Source organism: Enterobacter sp. K16B, assembly GCF_020216105.1.
Lineage (GTDB): Bacteria > Pseudomonadota > Gammaproteobacteria > Enterobacterales > Enterobacteriaceae > Enterobacter > Enterobacter sichuanensis.
In genome coordinates this window covers 54,085-73,586 of sequence record NZ_JAIWJZ010000037.1, presented here as the reverse complement: position 1 = coordinate 73,586, position 19,502 = coordinate 54,085, and the positions used below count along the sequence as shown (strand labels likewise).

Sequence of the window (19,502 nt, the reverse complement as noted above, 5' to 3'; positions counted from 1 at the left end):
GTCCCGGAATCTTTCTTGAGGATCAATGACAAGGCGTCCAGAGAAAGGTAACAAATTATAAAAAGCCGCAAATAACATAGCAATGTTTTCTTATTTCATTTTTTGAATAAGAACGATCCCAAAAAGCGTTTTATTTTATATATCCCGCGCCTCACTTTACGTCTGTATTCATATTTAAAATCATACTGTTATTTACATTGCGTTCCAGACAAAGGGTGCCAGACTAATAGGAACCCACGCTAAAAGGAGGTAATGATGGTTTCTATCTACACCCTGACGCTCTCCCCTTCCCTTGATTCCGCAACCCTGACGCCGCAGATTTACCCGGAAGGTAAGTTGCGCTGTAGCGCCCCTGTTTTTGAGCCCGGCGGCGGCGGTATCAATGTGGCGCGCGCCATTACGCACCTTGGCGGCCACGCCACGGCAATTTTTCCCGTCGGCGGCGCCACTGGCGAACACCTGGTCTCTTTGCTGGCAGATGAACAGGTCGCCGTAGAGACCGTGGAGGCCAAAGACTGGACGCGGCAGAACCTGCATGTGCACGTGGAATCCAGCGGCGAGCAGTATCGCTTTGTGATGCCCGGCGCGAAGCTCAGTGATGACGAGTTTCGTCAGCTTGAAGAGAAAGTACTGACCATAGAGAGCGGCGCACTGCTGGTGATAAGCGGCAGCCTGCCCCCCGGAGTGAGTACAGATAAATTAACCGCGCTTATTCAGGCGGCGCAGCAGCGCGGCATCCGCTGCATTGTCGACAGCAGCGGCGAGGCCCTTCAGGCGGCACTCGTGCCGGGCAATCTGGAGCTGGTCAAACCGAACCAGAAAGAGCTCAGCGCGCTGGTCAACCGAGAGTTGACGCAACCGGATGATGTTCGCACCGCCGCACAGGAACTGGTATGCAGCGGCAAAGCACGACGCGTCGTGGTCTCTCTGGGGCCTCAGGGGGCACTGGCCGTCGATGAAACGTCAGCCGTTCAGGTTGTCCCACCGCCCATGAAAAGTCAGAGTACGGTTGGCGCCGGGGATAGCATGGTTGGCGCGATGACGATGAAACTGGCGCAGGGCGCGTCTTTGCTGGAAATGGCGCGTTACGGTGTGGCGGCGGGTAGCGCCGCAACCATCAACCAGGGCACGCGTCTGTGTTCGCTGGCCGATACGCAAAAAATCGTCGATTACCTGTCCCGAGATTAACGCCCGTTCCCCTTCATCGTTATGGAGGGGAATGTCATCTCTTAGTCGCCAAACGCAAACTATCGACTATGCTAAGAAAACTTCCATGATAACAATGAGGTGAATTATGAGCAGTGGTGACATCACCCGCTACGTCGTAACCGTCAACCTTCATGAAGCCTCGCTGACGGAGCTGAATGAGCTCAACAACGCCTTCACCCGGGCTAAGTTTCTCCTCACGCTCACGGATGACGAGGGCAATATTCACGATTTAGGCACCCTGACATTTGGTCTCATTTCTGCGCTGACTAAAGAAGAAGTGCATGCGCTGGCCGCCAGTCTGGTGGAAAGTGTGACCGACAAACCTACCGAGATTGACGTCGATACCTGGGAAAGCTGGCAGAAAAAAGAACAATAAGTGCCCTGCATGAATTTAAACCGCTCAGGTGTGCGTTAGTTCGTATTTTTTTACCGCAATAATGCGCTAACTTTATGATCTGGCAGACAACATGGGAGAGACATCATGTGGCAGGCTATCAGTCATCTTTTAAGTGAGCAACTGGGTGAAGGTGAAATCGAACTGCGTAACGAACTGCCAGGCGGAGAGATCCACGCCGCGTGGCATTTACGCTACGCAGACCGAGATCTCTTCGTAAAATGCGATGAACGTGAGCTTCTTCCAATATTTACCGCCGAAGCTGACCAGCTGGAGCTGTTGTCCCGCAGCAAAACGGTGACGGTTCCGCAGGTCCTGGCCATGGGTAGCGACCGCGACTACAGCTTTCTGGTGATGGAATATCTTCCTGCCCGTCCGCTGGATGCCCATAACGCCTTTATTCTCGGCCAGCAATTAGCGCGACTCCATCAATGGAGCGACCAGCCGCAGTTTGGTCTCGATTTCGACAACGATCTCTCCACCACCCCTCAGCCCAATGCCTGGCAGCGCCGCTGGTCGACGTTTTTTGCCGAGCAACGCATTGGCTGGCAGCTTGAGCTGGCTGCTGAGAAAGGGCTGGAATTTGGCAATATTGATGCCATCGTCGAACACGTTCAGCAGCGTCTGGCCTCCCACCAGCCGCAGGCGTCTCTGCTGCACGGTGATTTATGGTCCGATAACTGCGCACTGGGGCCCAACGGCCCCTATATCTACGACCCGGCCTGTTACTGGGGTGACAGAGAGTGCGATCTGGCCATGCTGCCGCTGCATCCTGAGCAGCCGCCGCAAATATACGACGGGTACCAGTCCGTTTCCCCCCTGCCGCACGGTTTCCTCGATCGTCAACCGGTGTATCAGCTGTATACGCTGATGAACCGCGCCATCCTCTTTGGTGGCGAACACCTTGTGAACGCCCAGCGGGCGCTCGAACGCATGCTTGCTGCCTGACAACAAAACGGGTGGCCTGAACGCCACCCTTATCGCTTACAGAAAACCAAGCAGTGAGAAGAAGAAATACCCCGCCACAATGACGATCGCAGGAAGGATATAGAGCGGGAAGATCTGCAGAAAAATGGAGTGACGCGGAACCACAATCCTGGACTCAATCTGTTCCCGGGTCATCCCTTCCGGGCCTTTGGCCTGCTCGAGAATCATCTGATCTTCAACCCCTTCACGAAGAAAACGCGTCTGACGGCTCATCCGTGCGCCGGAGGCCTGCAACGCCATGGCGATAAAGATCAGCGCATAGATAATCCAGAACCCAATATTGAGCTGCTGATGAAAGTCCGGCGTGGGGGAGTTGAACCAGAAGACATTCAAAAATGGCGTGTTAAAACGCATCATCTCAATCATGACATGCGCAAAATCAAGCATGACCGCATTAATACCCGGCTGTTTTTCGCTGTGATCGTACATGAACTTGAGCACAGAAATCAGCGTAGAAATAACGGCGGGAATAAAAATCACCCAGCCAGCAACCCGTTTTAAGACCGCAATGCGTCCAGCTTGTTGATACGTCATCAGTTCCTCTTCATAAAGACGCGTTATTTGTGCCTAAGTCTACCTTCTGGTCATCAATTTCGCCCGCTCTTTAAAAGCAATATGCTAAATTGCAGAGTGTGCTTAGCACGTATCGTCTGTCGAACACCCTGGATAAGGAGACGTTGTGATGTCGACACCGCGCCAAATTCTTGCCGCAATTTTTGACATGGATGGATTACTGATCGATTCCGAGCCGTTGTGGGATCGCGCTGAACTGGACGTCATGGCCAGTCTGGGCGTAGATATCAACCGCCGTAATGAACTTCCTGATACGCTGGGTCTGCGCATCGACATGGTGGTGGACCTGTGGTTTGCCCAACAGCCGTGGGTGGGCCCCGACCGTGATGAAGTAACCGCCCGTATTATCAGCCGCGCGATTTCCCTGGTGGAAGAGAACAGGCCGCTGCTGCCCGGCGTACGTGACGCCGTCGCGCTGTGCAAAGCTCAGGGGCTGAAAGTCGGCCTGGCCTCCGCCTCCCCGCTGCACATGCTGGAAAAAGTGCTCACCATGTTTGAGCTGCGCGACAGTTTCGACGCCCTGGCGTCCGCTGAAAAATTGCCTTACAGCAAGCCGCATCCTCAGGTCTATCTGGACTGCGCCGCGAAACTGGGCCTGGATCCCCTTAACTGTGTGGCACTGGAAGATTCCGTTAACGGTATGGTGGCGTCCAAAGCCGCGCGGATGCGCTCCATTGTGGTGCCCGCTGCAGAGGGCCGTCACGATCCCCGGTTTGCCCTGGCCGATGTTAAGCTCACGTCACTGACAGAGCTCACGGCACGACACCTGCTGGGCGGTTAACCCTTATCGCCGGTTTGTGACAAACAGTTACACCGTCACCTCTTCCGCCTACTGTATAAAAACCCTATACTGTATGAATTGACAGTTTCGTGGGTTTTATCATGACGGCGGAAGGCCACCTGCTTTTTTCTATTGCGTGTGCAGTATTTGCCAAAAATGCTGAACTCACCCCCGTGCTGGCACAGGGGGACTGGTGGCATATTGTCCCTTCCGCCGTATTAACCTGTCTGCTGCCCGACATCGACCACCCGAAATCCTTCCTCGGACAACGTCTGAAGTGGGTGTCAAAACCCATCGCCCGCGCGTTCGGCCACCGGGGATTTACCCACAGTCTGCTGGCCGTATTTGGCCTGCTGACGCTGTTCTATTTAAAAGTGCCCGAAAGCTGGATAGTGCCTGCGGATGCCATTCAGGGCATGGTGCTGGGTTATCTGAGCCATATTCTCGCCGATATGCTGACGCCTGCGGGCGTGCCGCTGCTGTGGCCCTGCCGCTGGCGTTTCCGTTTTCCCATCCTTGTTCCCCAGAAAGGTAACCAGCTTGAGCGCGCATTGTGCATGGCCCTGTTTGCTTACGCCGTCTGGATGCCGCAAACAATGCCCGAAAACAGTGCAGTCCGCTGGTCGTCCCAGATGATTAATTCACTGCAATTTCAGTTCAATCGTTTTATTCATCACCAGATTGAACAGTAAACCGACAAAATCATCCCATTTGTCATAACCCATTCCATTTGGATATAAGCGCTACATCACACTTCTGCTAACCTTCCGCCAACAGGATGGGTAAAAACCGGCCCGATTATAAATCAGGAGAACGGGGATGAATTTTCCACTCATCGCGAACGTCGTTGTGTTCGTTGTATTGCTATTGCTTCTCGCGCAGACGCGCCACAAACAGTGGAGCCTGGCGAAGAAAGTGCTGGTCGGTCTGGCCATGGGTGTCGTATTTGGTCTGGCATTACAGGCGATTTATGGCTCCGATAATCCAGTTCTGAAAGATTCTATTCAGTGGTTCAACATTGTCGGTAACGGCTATGTTCAGCTGCTGCAGATGATCGTTATGCCGCTGGTGTTCGCCTCTATTCTGAGCGCCGTTGCGCGCCTGCATAACGCCACTCAACTGGGCAAAATCAGTTTCCTGACCATCGGTACGCTGCTGTTTACCACGCTGATTGCCGCGCTGGTGGGTGTGCTGGTGACCAACCTGTTTGGCCTGACGGCCGAAGGTCTGGTTCAGGGCAGTGCTGAAACGGCGCGTCTGACCGCGATTCAGACCAACTACGTAGGTAAAGTGGCTGACCTGACCGTGCCGCAGATGGTGCTTTCCTTCATTCCGAAGAACCCGTTTGCTGACCTGACCGGTGCAAATCCAACCTCCATCATCAGCGTGGTGATTTTCGCCGCGTTCCTGGGAGTGGCGGCGCTGAAGCTGCTGAAAGACGACGCGCCAAAAGGCGAGCGCGTGCTGACTGCCATCGATACCCTGCAAAGCTGGGTGATGAAGCTGGTACGTCTGGTGATGCAGTTAACCCCGTATGGCGTGCTGGCGCTGATGACCAAAGTGGTCGCTGGCTCTAACCTGCAGGACATCATTAAGCTGGGAAGTTTCGTCGTCGCCTCTTACCTGGGTCTGGGCATCATGTTCGTGGTGCACGGTATCCTGCTGGGTGTAAACGGCGTCAGCCCGCTGAAATACTTCCGTAAAGTCTGGCCAGTGCTGACCTTTGCCTTCACCAGCCGTTCCAGCGCCGCGTCTATTCCACTGAACGTGGAAGCGCAGACCCGTCGTCTGGGCGTGCCTGAGTCTATCGCCAGTTTCTCGGCCTCGTTTGGTGCAACCATTGGTCAGAACGGTTGCGCAGGCCTCTACCCGGCAATGCTGGCGGTGATGGTCGCGCCAACGGTGGGGATTAACCCGCTGGATCCGGTCTGGATCGCCACGCTGGTCGGGATTGTGACCGTGAGCTCCGCAGGCGTTGCGGGCGTTGGCGGTGGCGCAACTTTCGCCGCGCTGATTGTTCTGCCAGCGCTGGGCCTGCCGGTTACGCTGGTCGCCCTGCTGATCTCCGTTGAACCGCTGATCGACATGGGCCGTACCGCGCTGAATGTCAGCGGCTCGATGACCGCCGGTACGCTGACCAGCCAGTGGCTGAAGCAAACTGACAAAGCGATTCTGGAAAGTGAAGACGACGCCGAGCTGGCGCACCGTTAATCACTGTAGAAATAAAAAAACCGCCTGATGGCGGTTTTTTTATGACTGTTATTCTTCAACCTCTTCATCCTGGCGTATCTGCATCGCCCACCGCTGCGCGGACTCCGGCACCGTAAACACGGGGGACCGACGGAAGTGTTCGCCGATCAGCACAAAGGCCACGTATTTACCCCGCAGTTGCCAGACATCGCGAAACCCCTCCACTTTCAGTGCATGGTCAGGCGGCGCGGGCTCAACGCGGGGCACATAGCTAATAACCTGGCGGTTTTGTTGACGAAGAGGTTTCATAAGCGACGGATTCACTAAAACAAATTCTTGAAGCAGGAAAATTCTATGATAGCCGATCCTGCCCCCACGCGTCGCGCCTTGCGTGTGGTTGAGCGTGCCTTTTACGCAGTCAGTATCTGAAAACTCTTAGTTCACCTGCCCTTTCCCTACATTGTTCTATAGTTAACAGGGTTTTTTAGGAATGAATAAAGGAGAAGCGTGCAATGTCGAACAAAGATAAAACACATCAATCACCCATTCATGGCACCGAAGAATCGCAACCTGGGATGGACTCCCTTGCCCCTGAAGATGGCTCTCATCGCCCTTCCCCTGGCCCGTCCGCTCCAGGCGAGCAGCCTACCGCGCCGGGCAGTCTGAAATCACCGGACACCGGCAATGAGAAGCTCAAATCCCTCGATCCTCATCGCAAAGGCGGAGAAGGCTATGCGCTGACCACCAACCAGGGGGTGCGCATCGCTGACGACCAGAACTCCCTGCGCGCCGGGTCCCGCGGGCCAACCCTGCTGGAAGATTTTATCCTGCGGGAAAAAATTACCCACTTTGACCACGAACGCATACCGGAGCGCATCGTCCACGCGCGCGGCTCCGCTGCGCACGGCTACTTCCAGCCCTACAAGAGCCTGAAAGCGATCACCAAAGCGGACTTCCTCTCCGATCCGGACAAGATAACGCCGGTGTTTGTGCGTTTCTCCACCGTTCAGGGCGGTGCGGGCTCGGCGGATACAGTGCGTGATATCCGCGGCTTCGCCACCAAGTTTTATACCGAAGAGGGTATTTTCGATCTGGTGGGTAATAACACCCCGGTGTTTTTCATTCAGGATGCGCATAAATTTCCTGACTTTGTCCATGCGGTAAAACCGGAGCCCCACTGGGCCATACCGCAGGGACAAAGTGCGCACGACACCTTCTGGGACTATGTCTCTCTGCAGCCTGAAACCTTGCACAACGTGATGTGGGCGATGTCAGACCGCGGGATCCCCCGCAGTTACCGCACCATGGAGGGGTTTGGCATTCACACCTTCCGGATGATCAACGCCGAGGGGAAAGCCACGTTTGTCCGTTTCCACTGGAAACCGGTGGCGGGTAAAGCCTCGCTGGTGTGGGATGAGGCGCAGAAGCTGACCGGGCGCGACCCGGACTTCCATCGCCGGGAGCTGTGGGAGGCCATTGAAGCCGGTGACTTCCCGGAATATGAACTGGGCCTGCAGCTGATCCCGGAAGAGGACGAATTTAAGTTCGATTTCGATCTCCTGGACCCGACCAAACTGATCCCGGAGGAGCTGGTGCCGGTTCAGCTGGTGGGTAAAATGGTGCTCAACCGCAACCCGGATAACTTCTTTGCCGAAAACGAACAGGCCGCCTTCCATCCCGGGCATATCGTGCCGGGGCTGGACTTCACCAACGATCCGCTGTTACAGGGGCGCCTGTTCTCGTATACCGATACGCAGATCAGCCGTCTTGGCGGGCCGAACTTCCACGAGATCCCGATCAACCGCCCCACCTGCCCGTATCACAACTTCCAGCGCGACGGGATGCACCGTCAGGATATTGATACCAACCCGGCCAACTATGAGCCGAACTCCATCAACGATAACTGGCCGCGTGAAACCCCTCCGGCCCCAAAACGTGGTGGATTCGAATCGTATCAGGAGCGGATCGATGGCAACAAAATTCGCGAGCGCAGCCCGTCGTTCGGCGAGTATTACGCCCACCCTCGCCTGTTCTGGAACAGCCAGACGCCGATTGAACAGCAGCATATTATCGGCGGCTTCAGCTTCGAACTGAGCAAAGTGGTGCGCACGTATATCCGCGAGCGCGTAGTCGACCAGCTGGCGCATATTGATATTCAGCTTGCCCAGAGCGTGGCGGATAACCTGGGTATCACGCTGACCGATGAACAGCGCAATCTTGCGCCGCCGAAAGAGGTTAACGGCATCAAGAAAGATCCGTCGCTGAGCCTGTACGCGGTGCCGGGAGGGTCGATCAAAGGCCGCGTGGTGGCGATCCTGCTGAACGACAAAACCCGCGCCAGCGACGTGCTGGGGATCATGCAGGCGCTGAAAACCAAAGGCGTACACGCCAAACTGCTTTATTCACGCATGGGTGAAGTGACCGCTGATGACGGCTCCGTGCTGCCGGTAGCGGCAACCTTTGCCGGTGCACCGTCGCTGACGGTGGACGCGGTGATTGTGCCGGGCGGGGATATAACCAGCCTGCTGACTAACGGTGACGCCATCTATTATCTGCTCGAAGCCTATAAGCACCTGAAACCGATCGCCCTTTCCGGCGATACGCGACAGTTTAAAGCGCCGTTGAAGGTGGCCGAGCAAGGTGAGGACGGCATAGTGGAGGGAGATAACGTTGACGATGCGTTTATGACGAAGCTGTTTGATCTGCTCGCCGCGCACCGCGTCTGGTCGCGAAGCAGCAAGATCGATCAGATTCCGGCGTAAAAAAAGCCGGGTGGCGCTTGCGCTTACCCGGCCTACATTCGATTGGTTTTGTAGGCCCGGTAAGGCGAAGCCGCCGCCGGGCTTTATTTCAAAGATCCCCGAACGTTCCCAACCGATATCCGCGCTCAGCAATCCCGTACTTGAGCGATGGCGACGTCAACACATCCAGCTCCGCCAGACGCGGCCAGCAGTAGGCGCTCTTACGCACGGTGTTATCGACAAAGGCGGGATGCGCCATCACCTCCAGCGACCGTTCACCCCGTGCGGCGGAATCATCCAGCACCTTCAGGAACAGCGCCTCGTCGATCGCATCGCCGTAGAACGCGCTGCTGAACCCCTCGGTTGTGGCCACGGCGTATGCCGGCAGCCCTCGCACGTCGCGATCCACGCGCATGGCGACGCCTTTACGCTGCGCAAATTCCGCAACCAGAGGGAAAATCGCCGGGATCATATGCACATGGTGATGGCTGTCGATATGCGTCGGTTCACGACCAAAGAGGTCCACAAAACGGTTGAACTGACAGTCCAGCTCGCGGGCAATCTCTTCAAGCGGCAGCGCGTCCTGTTCCGCCATCTCCCAAATCCATTTCCCCAACTGTCCGTCGCGCGTCAGGCCCGGCATCGCTGAAAGCGGCATGCCCAGAGTCAGCACAAAGTGCATGCCCACGCCCAGGTCAGGCACCTCGCGGCTCAGCTGCGCCGCATGCTCAATCGCTTCTCCATTAACCAGCGCCGTCGTCGAGGTGACTACCCCCCGACGGCAGGCTTCAACAATGCCGTAGTTCTGCCCTTTCGACAGGCCAAAATCATCAGCATTGACGATCAGCAGGTTTTCCATCGCACATCCTCTTAACGGTGTTGGAACTTGAGCTTCTCTACCGTGGCGGCAAAGTTTGGCAGCCATTTTTCGTGGGCCAGGATCATCTCCGTCGCCAGCACTTCTGCGTCGCGGTCGGAATGCACCAGCGGGCTGAGGTTCAGCGCCAGAAGCACGTCGTTCAGCTCACCGCTCAGCGCCGCGTTGCTGGCTGCCACCTCGAACCCTTTGATGGTGTGAATGAGGCCCATCACCTTCTCATCAAAGTGGGTAATACGCGGATGCGGTTTCGCGCCATCACGGCCGAGGATGCAGGTCATCTCCACGGCCCAGTCTGCCGGGATATTGTCGATATGGCCATGGTGCGGCACATTGACGTAGTGCTCGGCCTGCTTGTCGTTGTAAATGGCGTTGATCACTTCACACGCCGCATCGGAGTAGTAAGCCCCTCCGCGCTGCTCCAGCTCTTTTGGTTTGACGTTCAGGTTCGGATCTTTATACAAATCAAACAGCTGTTTCTCAACTTTCTGCACGATCTGAGCCCGTGCGCCGCCCTTATAGTACTCGCCCATTTCAATGGCCAGCATCTCTTTCTGCTTGAAGTAGTAGAGCAGGTAGGAGCACGGCAGCAGATTCAGGGAACGGATCAGCCCTTCACTGAACGGCAGGTCGAAGATATTTTTCACGGATGCGGCGGTCAGACGTCCCGACGCCACGCCGTCGAGCAGTTCGGCAAAGCGCGATTTTCCGTTCACGATGACATCTTTGATGAACACCATGTGATTCAGGCCGAACAGATCGATGGAGAGATCGTCGCTGTCGGTCAGCCCCAGCACGTCGCGGATAAACATCTTCATGCCAATCGGAATGTTACAGACGCCGATAAAGCGTTTGAAATTCGTATGCCGATAGACCGCCTCGGTCACCATACCGGCCGGATTGGTGAAGTTAATCACCCACGCGTTCGGGCAGATCTCCTGCACGTCTTTGACGATGTCGAAAATGACCGGGATGGTACGCAGACCTTTAAACAGGCCGCCCGCGCCATTGGTCTCTTGTCCCAGATAACCGTGGCTCAGGGGAATACGCTCGTCCAGCTCGCGCGCTTTCAGCTGGCCCACGCGCAGCTGGGTGGTAACGAAATCCGCATCTTTCAGCGCCAGACGGCGATCGAGCGTTTTGTGTACGGTTAAAGGCACACCGGCTTTCGCCACCATGCGCTGACACAGGTCAAAAATGATATCCAGTTTTTCCTGCCCTTCCGCAACGTCAACCAGCCATAATTCGCTGACCGGTAATTCGTGATACCGTTTCAGGAAACCTTCAAGTAATTCCGGGGTATAGCTGCTGCCGCCACCAATGGTTACGACTTTCAATTTCTTCTGCATAATATCTCCCTTAGCGTATCAGGTTAATCGCCTGCAAGGTATAGCGTACTCTTCCCGCTATTTGGGCAAGCCATTAAAGCAATATTTGTGGCGGGCAAACCGCCGAACGTTAATTAATTACCGTCAGGTTCTTCCGGTAACTGTTTGGTGTGAATGAGGTCAATTTCTTAAACGTTTTAATAAACAGGCTGGGACTGCTGTACCCGGACTCATAGGCAATATCCGTGACAGAATAGTTGGTAATTTCCAGCTGTTTTTTGGCAAAGTTAATGCGGATTTCATTAATAATTTGCACCGGCGTTTTACGATAATAACGCTGGGTCGCACGGGTCAGATATTCCTGGGATTTCCCCGACAGTGAAACCATATTTTCCAGCGCATTTTCGCTGAACTGGCCTTTATCGTGCATCAGCTCAACGGTGCTGCGCAGCCACTGTGGAATATCATCCGTCACCTGCTGCTCTTCACGGTGATGGCGCAGCCGGTTCATCACGTAGAAGGTCACCGTTTCAATAAATTCATCGAACTCATTGTCGCGAAAGTTGAGCGAGGCAATCACCGTTTCAATCCAGGTCATGAATTCGTTTTTGACGCGATAGACCTGTGATGCCACAAAACAGAACGGCACCAGCGGCAGATAGTGCTTCTCAAAGAAGCGCCTGCTGACGCCCACGTTCAGAATGCGGGTGGCGCCAAATTCGTAAAAGCTCTGGTGATGGGAGCCCATCGGCAGAAAGACAAAATCTCCGCGCTCAAGCAGAACGCGCTTACCGTTGATCTCCTGATAGTAGCGGCCGGTCAGAACAATCGTGAACTCGTAGTAGTCATGCTGGTGCAGACCACTCGCGCTCTCCGTCTTGTTGTAGATAACCACGTGAAAATTCTTGCCATTAAACAGTTGCTGCTCAAGTGCGGTTTTAATTTCCATCGTGCTGACCCCCTGCTACTCAGTCTGACTTACTGCATCTTCTCGTGAAGCTCAATTAACTCCGCCACCAGCTCGCGCGCCAGCATCGAGGTCATCAGGTGATCCTGGGCGTGTACCAGCACCAGACTGACCTTCATCTTCCCTTCGCCCTGGTCGCCTTCAATCAGCTTCGTCTGCACCAGGTGTGCTTCATTGAGCGCGGTACGGGACTGTTCCATCATGGTTTTCGCGGCGGCGAAATCCCCCTGCTTAGCCTGCTTGAGCGCGGCATACGCCAGGCTGCGTGCCTGACCGGAGTTGATGATAAGGCCCATCACCACTTCTTCGAGGTCATTCTCTGCGCTTTCTTCTGCAACGATACTGTCCAAATCTAACATCTTTAAGCTCCTTTTCGCTGGCGCGGGTTGCCCCGCGCCGTGCAATTTTAGAATTTCAGTGCGAGGGCGATATCCTCTTCGCTCTCTTCTTCATCAATAACGGTTGCGGCTTTGTTGGCGATGGCCACGAACGGCATGTAGAGCAGCGTTGCAATCCCGAGGTTGAATATCGCCAGCAGGAAGGCGGCGACGCTACCGTTGGTGTTGAAGAACGCCCCCAGACCCGCCGGCATGGTCCACGGCGCAATGTTGGTAATTGGTGGGATAATGCCCAGGTAATACGCGGTCAGGGTGATCCCCGCCAGCAGCGGCTGAACCAGGATGAAGGGAATGAACATAACCGGGTTCATGATGATTGGCAGACCAAACAGGATCGGTTCGTTAATCTGGAAGATACCTGACGGCAGTGCCAGCTTCGCCACCTGACGATGGTCTGCGCGACGAGAAACAATAAAGACCGCGATGATCAGACCCAGCGTCGCCCCGGTACCCCCCAGGAAGATATAGGAGTCCAGCATCGGCTTCGCCCAAACATGGAAGGTTTTACCGGCCGCCAGCGCCGCGTCAACGGAGCCGTACTGCTGATAAAGTGCAACGTTTTCCAGTGCCCATGGGGTCATGATACCGCTGTCCAGCGCGGCCAGTGCCAGTGAACCATGCACGCCGAAGAACCACAGCAGGGAGGTGAAAATCACGTACGCCCAACCGACCACACCACCCATCGACGCCAGCGGCGTAGAGATAGAGTCCATGATGATCTGGTGGAAGTTTGTGCCCCAGTGAGAGAGCGCCCAGGCAATAATCCCCATGATGGAGAGAATAATGAAGCCTGGAATCAACGCGGAAAATGAACGGGAAACGGACGCCGGCACGCTATCCGGCAGGCGAATCACCCAGTTGCGACGGATAATAAAGGTAAACATCTCTGCCACCACCAGACCGATAACAATACCGGAGATGATGTTGGCCCCACCCAGCCAGTTGGCGCCCACCGCATAGGCTTCACCGACGCTGTAGGGGGTTACGGTCATAAAGGCGGCAACGGATAATAACCCGGCGGCCAGCGGATCCACTTTCCGCTCTTCTGCCAGTGCCATCCCGATAAAGAAAGGCGCCATCAGCGACATAATACCCAACGTACCGTTGTATACGTTACCGCCGATGGCTTTAAAACCATTAAGGGTTTCAATTGTCGATGCGTCTAAGCGAATTCCTAATGAATAAAAGAAGGAACCTTCACCAAAGCTCAGAAAAACGTTGTTAATTAAAACGAACATTGCCCCGGCCAGCGTCAATGGCATTAATTTAATAAAGCCGTTTTTGATGGCGTTAACGTGAGGCTGCTTTCCTATTTTAACAGCAAAAGGAAGGAGTACCTTTTCAAGTGAAGCGATGACTTTACTCATAGGAAAATACCCTTAAATGCCGCAACGACTGTTACGGCGTATTGTGTGTGAAATAACTCTTTGACGGGAAAAATAAAAATTAATTAGCCGCTTTTTTAATGGCTGCCACAGCAGCTTTAAGTACACCTAAACCATCAATCTTGCCGTACAGCCCCGAGTCGATCACTTCGACCGGTTTATTGGGTAACAGACGCTGTATTTCTGGCAGCATGTAGGCAATTTGCGGCCCGAGTAAAACAACATCCGCAGTCTGCCCCTTTTCACCCGCCAGCGTTTCCGGGAACGCTTCGATCACCACAGGCACTTCATACTTTTCAGCCTGCGCACGCATCTTTGACACCAGAAGCGAGGTTGACATGCCCGCTGAGCAGAACAGGTAGATATGTTTCTTTTCCATCGTAATTTCCCTCTTGTATGACTACCTGCCGTCTCGCTATCACTCGACTCGCTCTCCTGGCTGACAGGTAGTGTGCTGACTGTTGTTTATCGTTGGAGTGAGTATACGTAATGGTACAGAGGGGGGATAATTCTGGACAGGCCTAAATTGTCTCTCATTGACCTGGCTTGTTGACTACCTTCACATTTCGGGCAAATAATTCGCGCAAAGAAATAAGATTTACGTATGGATAAAAAAACCGGCCGATGGGCCGGTTTGTTAACATCCTCAGAGCAGCAAGGTTACTGCGCCTTAGGTGCCTGCGGATCGGTGTCATATTCTGCACAGGTCTGATACCCGGAGTTGATGACATGACCGGTATCGTCCAGCGCGACAAAGTAGGTTTCTGCCTTACCATCACGTTGACCCAGGATATAGGTCTGACAGGTACCACGCGCGTGGATCATCGTCACTTCTGAAGACGGCTTACCGGCAATCGCAGCCACCTGCGAACGCGTCATGCCTTTTTTGACATCTTTCACCACGGGCTGTGTGAACTGATCTTTAGTGCGATCGTACGCCGTACACCCTGCCAGCATAGTCAGTACCGCCGCTGCGCTAAGAATTCCTGCTACGTTCTTGTTCATATTCCGTCCTCTTGTTTATCAGCGTGTTATCTAAGCATGGGATAAAAAGTACTATTGTTCAACTTTGTGAGTTACGCCAGACGAATTTCGGAAAATTCTAATAAAACAACGATAACCTGCTAAAACGGCGCAAATTAGCGCACTCGAAACTGTGATCCTTGTCGTTTTCCGTCCAAAGGGTTAGTTTTAACAGTTAACACATTCTGTTTATGGAGAGCGTGATGACTCTGCAACAAGAGATTATCCAGGCGCTGGGCGCGAAGCCCGCGATAGATGCAAATGAAGAGATCCGCCGCAGCGTGGATTTTTTAAAAGCGTATTTAAAGACCAACTCTTTCCTGAAATCTCTGGTGCTGGGCATCAGCGGCGGCCAGGATTCCACGCTGACCGGTAAGCTCTGCCAGATGGCGATTTCAGAGCTGCGCGAGGAGACGGGAGATGAAAGCCTGCAGTTTATCGCCGTGCGCCTTCCGTATGGCGTACAGGCGGACGAACAGGATTGTCAGGATGCCATCGCCTTTATTCAGCCTGACCGCGTACTGACGGTGAATATCAAAGGATCGGTGCTGGCGAGCGAGCAGGCCCTGCGCGAAGCGGGCATTGAGCTGAGCGATTTTGTTCGCGGCAACGAAAAAGCCCGTGAGCGTATGAAAGCGCAGTACAGCATCGCCGGGATGACCAAAGGCGTCGTGGTCGGCACCGACCATGCAGCCGAAGCGATCACCGGTTTCTTCACCAAATACGGCGACGGCGGCACCGACATTAACCCGATCTTCCGTCTGAATAAGCGTCAGGGTAAGCAGCTGCTTGCCGCGCTGGGCTGCCCGGAGCATCTGTACAAGAAAGCGCCGACAGCGGATCTGGAGGACGATCGTCCTTCCCTGCCGGATGAAGCAGCCCTGGGCGTGACCTATGACAATATCGATGATTATCTTGAAGGCAAAACGCTGGATGAAGGTACCGCCAAAATCATCGAAGGTTGGTATCTGAAAACCGAACACAAGCGTCGCCCACCGATTACGGTGTTTGACGATTTCTGGAAAAAATAAAGCAAAACGGTAACCCAGTTTTGTAAGCCGGGTAAGGCGCAGCCGCCACCCGGCTCTTTTTTAACCAAACCGCCTCTGTTACACTGTATACCTGAACAGTATATGGAGTGGTATGTGAGCAGGCGTCAATCCGCCCCGCGTCTTGAATTTGAAGCGGCGGCTATCTACGAATATCCCGAGCACCTTCGTCCCTGGCTTGAAGCGCTGCCTAAGCTGCCGGGCGTGTATATCTTTCACGGTGAAAGCGACACCCTGCCGCTCTATATCGGCAAAAGCGTGAATATTCGCAGCCGGGTGTTATCCCATCTGCGTACGCCGGACGAGGCCGCCATGCTGCGCCAGTCGCGTCGCATATCCTGGTTCGAGACGGCGGGAGAAATGGGCGCGCTGTTACTGGAAGCCAGACTTATCAAAGAACAACAGCCGCTGTTTAACAAGCGCCTGCGCCGCAATCGTCAGCTCTGCTCCCTGCAAATAACCGCCGGCAAGCCGCAGGTTGTCTACGCGCGCGAGGTCGATTTTTCTCATGCCCCGAATCTTTACGGCCTGTTTGCGAATAAACGTGCCGCGCTCCAGGCGCTGCAAACCCTGGCGGATGAACTGCAGCTTTGTTACAGCCTTTTGGGTCTCGAGGCGACCACCCGCGGACGGGCCTGTTTCCGGTCGGCACTTAAGCGCTGCGCAGGCGCCTGCTGCGGGAAAGAGAGTGTCGACGCGCATCACGCCCGGCTCCTCGCAGGCCTGTCGACCATCAGCGTTAACTGCTGGCCCTGGGAAGGCGCCGTTGCGCTAAAAGAGGTGGGTGAAGCGATGACCCAGTACCACATCGTCAACAACTGGTTCTGGCTGGGCGCCGTCGACGATATCAACGACGCGGCAACCCTGTTGCGCACACCCGCCGGATTTGACCACGATGGCTATAAAATTCTCTGTAAACCCGTCTTAGCCGGTAAGTTTGAAGTCATTGAGCTCAATGGCCTAGCAGCCACGTAATTTCACTGAATAACAGGGTGCCCTGAGGCTCCAGCAGACGCAGAGTATGGGTACCCTCCTCCCAGCTGGCGCCCTGATCGGCCGTCAGCAATTTATCCCCCAACTGCCACGCCCCGCTTAAGACAAAGACCACGCCCCCGCGTGTGCCAAAGGTGGTAAAGGTCCGGTCGGCCACGCGCACCTTCGCCCGACAACAGTCGCGACGGGTCATAATGTTGAAGTCCATCGCCATCCGCCCATCGGACAGCAGCGCCTTGACCGGCAGATCGCCGGCAAAACTGTAAGGCTGATGGTGCTTGAGGGTATGGAAGAACGCCTGACCGGCATCGAGCGTCACCTCCCCTCCTTCCAGCAAGGTAATCACCCGATCGACACCGGGGAATGAGGAGAATTCGCCGTTGCTGGCGATAGTCGCGATACTGGCACGCCAGTGAAAATCGCGCGTTGCGGGTGGGAAACAACAAATCTCACGCGTTTCCCCAGCACCATTGCGCCAGAGGCTGACCGGCATCTTACGGATATCAAAGAACTCCATCACCACTCCTGAATGGCACACCCCGTGCCAGGGCAAAGATATTGCTATCGTTGCTGTCTTGTTTGTTATCGTTGGGTATTCACAGACACAGTATCGGCAGCAGAGCGGGCAAGCCTTAGCGCAACGTCAATAAATTTACTAACGTCATGACTCTACAAACATTCTCTGAAGCGACTACAGGAGAATACCGCGCTGGCGGCGGCAGGCAAGAGGGCAGGAAAGAAAAACCGCCGGTCCTGTCCACAGCGATTGCGCTTTTGTGGACAGGATCCCGGCGGTCTTAAGAGCGTGAACCGATTATTCGGTTGGTGCTGGCATTTTACCTTCCATCGCCGGACGTTCTGTCAGACGCTTCTCAAAATTCGCATTAAATTGTTTTTTCTGTTCCGGTGTCAGAATGTTGTAGATCTTGTTCTGGGTTTCCATGTGAGCCAGCATGCGGGCTTTATGCTGCTCGGCCATTTTGTCGATCTGCGCTTCAGCTTTCGCCTTATCGAAGCTGTCGCTGGCGATGATGTCATGCATCGCACGACGCTCTTCAAGCGGTGGACGTTTCATCTGATCGCGCTGACTTTTCATGATGTCGCGGATCTGCTGCTTCTGCGCATCTGTCAGGTTCAGGTCCTTAAACATCATCATCTCGTGCATACCCGGCTTGCCTTTATGATGCATCATCATTTTGCCTTCGGCAGGCGCGCCAGAGGTGGTTGCGGTATCTGCGGCGAACGCCATGCTGGTAGCGCCCAGAGCCAGGGTAGAAGCAACAAACAGTGCAGTAAACTTACGCATAATTTATTTCCTTTCTTTCAGTTATTCTTCGGCGCTATGCCGTGTTGACGAGATTAACTTTACGGGGTTTATCGTCAATTAGTCAGAGCAACGGTAAAACAATGAAAGTGTGAAAAACAAATTTTCGTCAAATGTGGAGGAAATAAGGATAAAGCGTGGAGAGCTGCAACAAATAATATTTAAAACGATGATTTTAAAGAGAATGAGCAGAAGTATAGCGGAGAGCGGATTAATAAAAAAGCAATTCACCAGGAATAATCCGCAAAAGAAGTATGAGCGCTTTAATTGCTAAGAAATGTTTTTCCCCTCCCGAGTGATGAGAGGGGAAAAGGTCAGGATATTTTTTCCAGCATCAGCCCGGCACGCAGGCCAAATGCCACGGTGGGGTTGGGAAATAACACATACTCGGTGGTTTTCTGCACCTCGTAACGCTCTTCGCCATCTTCAGCCAGCAGCGCCCCTTTACGAAACGGCGTGAAGTTCAGGGTGTGCGCGGCCATATGAAGCTGGAAAGCATCGCTGCGGCGCGTGATCTGCTGTACAACCCGATACCGCTCGACGGGTTGATGCGTGTGCTCGGGCGCCGCCCCACCCAGCAATGCCCGCAGGGCAAGATGCGTTGGCGCAAAGCGAGTGAGATCGTTTTGCCCAAACGGCAACGCTTTCCCCAGCTCCAGCGTACAGGCCAGCGCGCCGAAGTGTTCGCAGGTAAAGTGCGTAAAGGTTCCGCCTGGTGACTGGTGGAACACCAGCGCCTCCAGCCCGGCATCACCCAGCCAGTCGAGGAACGCTTCATCCCACGGCTGATTGCGCTGCGGCAGCACGCCGAAGCGGACATGGTAAGACGCGCGAATGGCCGTGTGCAGATCCAGATGCCAGCGCACTGGCCCCGCCGCCGCAAAAAACGCGCTCACCACGTTCTCCAGCCACTGCGCCCGCGCCGTCTCATCACTCTGCGGGAACTGCGACCAGCGCCCGCCGAACATGCGGTTAATGTCACTCACCAGATAGCGTTTGTTTTGCGCCAGCGCGGGTGGGTTCCCAAGCACCACCAGCACGCGGCACTGAAGCGTAATCTCTTTGCGATACAACGCGCACAGCAGCAGGTCAACAATCTCCACGGGCGCCGTTTCATTCCCGTGAATACCGGTCGAAAGCAGTAGCGAGAGATCGCTCTCTACAACCGGCGTCAGTTCAAGCACACCACGCCCCAGCCACCGCCAGTGGAATGAGGGGCCCTCCCCCTCACTCTGTTCCGGCGTTTCATCAGCCAGGGTCAGCGCCAGTAAATTTTCCATACC

The 19,502-nt window shown here is 54.7% G+C and carries 21 protein-coding genes; 9 read left to right on the top strand and 12 right to left on the bottom strand.

All coding sequences use genetic code 11. The features are described 5' to 3' along the window. Nucleotides 1-255 precede the first annotated feature (255 nt). The 3 genes from pfkB (at nucleotide 256) to LDK53_RS09595 (ending at nucleotide 2,551) form a co-directional block, all read left to right on the top strand. Entirely contained in the window at nucleotides 256-1,188 is a 933-nt protein-coding gene (gene pfkB / locus LDK53_RS09605; protein ID WP_225286154.1) for a 6-phosphofructokinase II, read from the top strand. Between the two features lie 106 nt (nucleotides 1,189-1,294). Then, on the top strand, nucleotides 1,295-1,585 hold the full coding sequence (gene ghoS / locus LDK53_RS09600) for a type V toxin-antitoxin system endoribonuclease antitoxin GhoS (protein ID WP_225286007.1): 291 nt from the start codon (nucleotides 1,295-1,297) through the stop codon (nucleotides 1,583-1,585). A 105-nt stretch (nucleotides 1,586-1,690) separates the two neighbouring features. Further along, nucleotides 1,691-2,551, top strand: coding sequence for a fructosamine kinase family protein (locus tag LDK53_RS09595; RefSeq protein ID WP_225285994.1), 861 nt, complete (start codon nucleotides 1,691-1,693; stop codon nucleotides 2,549-2,551). A gap of 36 nt (nucleotides 2,552-2,587) precedes the next feature. Here LDK53_RS09595 and LDK53_RS09590 read toward each other — a convergent pair whose 3' ends face one another. Next, complete coding sequence (locus LDK53_RS09590; RefSeq protein WP_025757348.1) at nucleotides 2,588-3,124, bottom strand: YniB family protein; 537 nt, start codon at nucleotides 3,122-3,124, stop codon at nucleotides 2,588-2,590. A gap of 148 nt (nucleotides 3,125-3,272) precedes the next feature. Between LDK53_RS09590 and hxpB the strand changes: the two genes are divergently transcribed. From hxpB to tcyP, 3 genes are all read left to right on the top strand, one after another. After that, nucleotides 3,273-3,944: a hexitol phosphatase HxpB gene (gene hxpB, locus LDK53_RS09585; RefSeq protein ID WP_225285992.1), complete on the top strand. Its 672-nt coding sequence runs from the start codon at nucleotides 3,273-3,275 to the stop codon at nucleotides 3,942-3,944. Between the two features lie 101 nt (nucleotides 3,945-4,045). After that, nucleotides 4,046-4,636: a metal-dependent hydrolase gene (locus LDK53_RS09580; RefSeq protein ID WP_225285981.1), complete on the top strand. Its 591-nt coding sequence runs from the start codon at nucleotides 4,046-4,048 to the stop codon at nucleotides 4,634-4,636. 127 nt (nucleotides 4,637-4,763) lie between these two features. Continuing rightward, nucleotides 4,764-6,155, top strand: a complete 1,392-nt coding sequence (tcyP, locus tag LDK53_RS09575) for a cystine/sulfocysteine:cation symporter (RefSeq protein WP_126801664.1) — start codon at nucleotides 4,764-4,766, stop codon at nucleotides 6,153-6,155. A gap of 48 nt (nucleotides 6,156-6,203) precedes the next feature. Here the strand turns inward: tcyP and cedA are convergent, their stop codons facing one another. After that, the gene (gene cedA / locus LDK53_RS09570) at nucleotides 6,204-6,443 is read right to left on the bottom strand and encodes a cell division activator CedA (protein WP_025757352.1); all 240 of its coding nucleotides are present in this window, start codon (nucleotides 6,441-6,443) and stop codon (nucleotides 6,204-6,206) included. 203 nt (nucleotides 6,444-6,646) lie between these two features. Here cedA and katE point away from each other — a divergent pair, with 203 nt between their 5' ends. Next, nucleotides 6,647-8,896 carry a catalase HPII gene (katE, locus tag LDK53_RS09565; RefSeq protein ID WP_225285968.1) on the top strand — a complete coding sequence of 750 codons (2,250 nt, stop codon included), beginning with the start codon at nucleotides 6,647-6,649 and terminating at the stop codon, nucleotides 8,894-8,896. 88 nt (nucleotides 8,897-8,984) lie between these two features. On the opposite strand, the gene chbG is transcribed toward katE, so the two are convergent. From chbG to osmE, 7 genes are all read right to left on the bottom strand, one after another. Continuing rightward, the gene (chbG, locus tag LDK53_RS09560; RefSeq protein WP_225285947.1) at nucleotides 8,985-9,734 is read right to left on the bottom strand and encodes a chitin disaccharide deacetylase; all 750 of its coding nucleotides are present in this window, start codon (nucleotides 9,732-9,734) and stop codon (nucleotides 8,985-8,987) included. An 11-nt stretch (nucleotides 9,735-9,745) separates the two neighbouring features. After that, nucleotides 9,746-11,101 carry a 6-phospho-beta-glucosidase gene (locus LDK53_RS09555; protein WP_225285932.1) on the bottom strand — a complete coding sequence of 452 codons (1,356 nt, stop codon included), beginning with the start codon at nucleotides 11,099-11,101 and terminating at the stop codon, nucleotides 9,746-9,748. 109 nt (nucleotides 11,102-11,210) lie between these two features. Further along, complete coding sequence (gene chbR, locus LDK53_RS09550) at nucleotides 11,211-12,029, bottom strand: transcriptional regulator ChbR (protein ID WP_025757356.1); 819 nt, start codon at nucleotides 12,027-12,029, stop codon at nucleotides 11,211-11,213. A 29-nt stretch (nucleotides 12,030-12,058) separates the two neighbouring features. Beyond that, complete coding sequence (gene chbA / locus LDK53_RS09545; protein WP_047958323.1) at nucleotides 12,059-12,406, bottom strand: PTS N,N'-diacetylchitobiose transporter subunit IIA; 348 nt, start codon at nucleotides 12,404-12,406, stop codon at nucleotides 12,059-12,061. 47 nt (nucleotides 12,407-12,453) lie between these two features. Next, on the bottom strand, nucleotides 12,454-13,812 hold the full coding sequence (chbC, locus tag LDK53_RS09540; protein ID WP_025757358.1) for a PTS N,N'-diacetylchitobiose transporter subunit IIC: 1,359 nt from the start codon (nucleotides 13,810-13,812) through the stop codon (nucleotides 12,454-12,456). A 79-nt stretch (nucleotides 13,813-13,891) separates the two neighbouring features. Continuing rightward, nucleotides 13,892-14,209: a PTS N,N'-diacetylchitobiose transporter subunit IIB gene (chbB, locus tag LDK53_RS09535; protein WP_008500676.1), complete on the bottom strand. Its 318-nt coding sequence runs from the start codon at nucleotides 14,207-14,209 to the stop codon at nucleotides 13,892-13,894. 281 nt (nucleotides 14,210-14,490) lie between these two features. Next, nucleotides 14,491-14,835, bottom strand: a complete 345-nt coding sequence (osmE, locus tag LDK53_RS09530; protein WP_003857836.1) for an osmotically-inducible lipoprotein OsmE — start codon at nucleotides 14,833-14,835, stop codon at nucleotides 14,491-14,493. A 221-nt stretch (nucleotides 14,836-15,056) separates the two neighbouring features. Here osmE and nadE point away from each other — a divergent pair, with 221 nt between their 5' ends. Together nadE and cho are read left to right on the top strand one after the other, a co-directional pair. Then, entirely contained in the window at nucleotides 15,057-15,884 is an 828-nt protein-coding gene (nadE, locus tag LDK53_RS09525) for an ammonia-dependent NAD(+) synthetase (protein WP_025757359.1), read from the top strand. A gap of 114 nt (nucleotides 15,885-15,998) precedes the next feature. Then, on the top strand, nucleotides 15,999-16,877 hold the full coding sequence (cho, locus tag LDK53_RS09520) for an excinuclease Cho (RefSeq protein ID WP_059385758.1): 879 nt from the start codon (nucleotides 15,999-16,001) through the stop codon (nucleotides 16,875-16,877). Here cho and ves read toward each other — a convergent pair. The 3 genes from ves to astE all read right to left on the bottom strand — a co-directional run bounded on the left by ves (nucleotide 16,855) and on the right by astE (nucleotide 19,499). Further along, nucleotides 16,855-17,412, bottom strand: a complete 558-nt coding sequence (gene ves / locus LDK53_RS09515; RefSeq protein ID WP_225285920.1) for an environmental stress-induced protein Ves — start codon at nucleotides 17,410-17,412, stop codon at nucleotides 16,855-16,857. The genes cho and ves overlap by 23 nt on opposite strands. Nucleotides 17,413-17,709: 297 nt before the next feature. Continuing rightward, nucleotides 17,710-18,201: an ATP-independent periplasmic protein-refolding chaperone Spy gene (gene spy, locus LDK53_RS09510; protein ID WP_208282931.1), complete on the bottom strand. Its 492-nt coding sequence runs from the start codon at nucleotides 18,199-18,201 to the stop codon at nucleotides 17,710-17,712. Nucleotides 18,202-18,533: 332 nt separating this feature from the next. Then, nucleotides 18,534-19,499 (bottom strand): succinylglutamate desuccinylase, encoded by a 966-nt coding sequence (gene astE, locus LDK53_RS09505; RefSeq protein ID WP_225285902.1) that lies wholly within the window; start codon nucleotides 19,497-19,499, stop codon nucleotides 18,534-18,536. Nucleotides 19,500-19,502: the final 3 nt, after the last annotated feature.

Bases quoted from the DNA above. Each gene is read 5' to 3' on its own strand.
- spy (WP_208282931.1), bottom strand. From the start codon at position 18,201: ATGCGTAAGTTTACTGCACTGTTTGTTGCTTCTACCCTGGCTCTGGGC.
- chbR (WP_025757356.1), bottom strand. From the start codon at position 12,029: ATGGAAATTAAAACCGCACTTGAGCAGCAACTGTTTAATGGCAAGAAT.
- cedA (WP_025757352.1), bottom strand. From the start codon at position 6,443: ATGAAACCTCTTCGTCAACAAAACCGCCAGGTTATTAGCTATGTGCCC.
- chbA (WP_047958323.1), bottom strand. From the start codon at position 12,406: ATGTTAGATTTGGACAGTATCGTTGCAGAAGAAAGCGCAGAGAATGAC.
- LDK53_RS09580 (WP_225285981.1), top strand. From the start codon at position 4,046: ATGACGGCGGAAGGCCACCTGCTTTTTTCTATTGCGTGTGCAGTATTT.
- ghoS (WP_225286007.1), top strand. From the start codon at position 1,295: ATGAGCAGTGGTGACATCACCCGCTACGTCGTAACCGTCAACCTTCAT.
- pfkB (WP_225286154.1), top strand. From the start codon at position 256: ATGGTTTCTATCTACACCCTGACGCTCTCCCCTTCCCTTGATTCCGCA.
- LDK53_RS09595 (WP_225285994.1), top strand. From the start codon at position 1,691: ATGTGGCAGGCTATCAGTCATCTTTTAAGTGAGCAACTGGGTGAAGGT.
- LDK53_RS09555 (WP_225285932.1), bottom strand. From the start codon at position 11,101: ATGCAGAAGAAATTGAAAGTCGTAACCATTGGTGGCGGCAGCAGCTAT.
- katE (WP_225285968.1), top strand. From the start codon at position 6,647: ATGTCGAACAAAGATAAAACACATCAATCACCCATTCATGGCACCGAA.
- astE (WP_225285902.1), bottom strand. From the start codon at position 19,499: ATGGAAAATTTACTGGCGCTGACCCTGGCTGATGAAACGCCGGAACAG.
- LDK53_RS09590 (WP_025757348.1), bottom strand. From the start codon at position 3,124: ATGACGTATCAACAAGCTGGACGCATTGCGGTCTTAAAACGGGTTGCT.
- nadE (WP_025757359.1), top strand. From the start codon at position 15,057: ATGACTCTGCAACAAGAGATTATCCAGGCGCTGGGCGCGAAGCCCGCG.
- chbB (WP_008500676.1), bottom strand. From the start codon at position 14,209: ATGGAAAAGAAACATATCTACCTGTTCTGCTCAGCGGGCATGTCAACC.
- hxpB (WP_225285992.1), top strand. From the start codon at position 3,273: ATGTCGACACCGCGCCAAATTCTTGCCGCAATTTTTGACATGGATGGA.
- osmE (WP_003857836.1), bottom strand. From the start codon at position 14,835: ATGAACAAGAACGTAGCAGGAATTCTTAGCGCAGCGGCGGTACTGACT.
- chbC (WP_025757358.1), bottom strand. From the start codon at position 13,812: ATGAGTAAAGTCATCGCTTCACTTGAAAAGGTACTCCTTCCTTTTGCT.
- tcyP (WP_126801664.1), top strand. From the start codon at position 4,764: ATGAATTTTCCACTCATCGCGAACGTCGTTGTGTTCGTTGTATTGCTA.
- ves (WP_225285920.1), bottom strand. From the start codon at position 17,412: ATGGAGTTCTTTGATATCCGTAAGATGCCGGTCAGCCTCTGGCGCAAT.
- chbG (WP_225285947.1), bottom strand. From the start codon at position 9,734: ATGGAAAACCTGCTGATCGTCAATGCTGATGATTTTGGCCTGTCGAAA.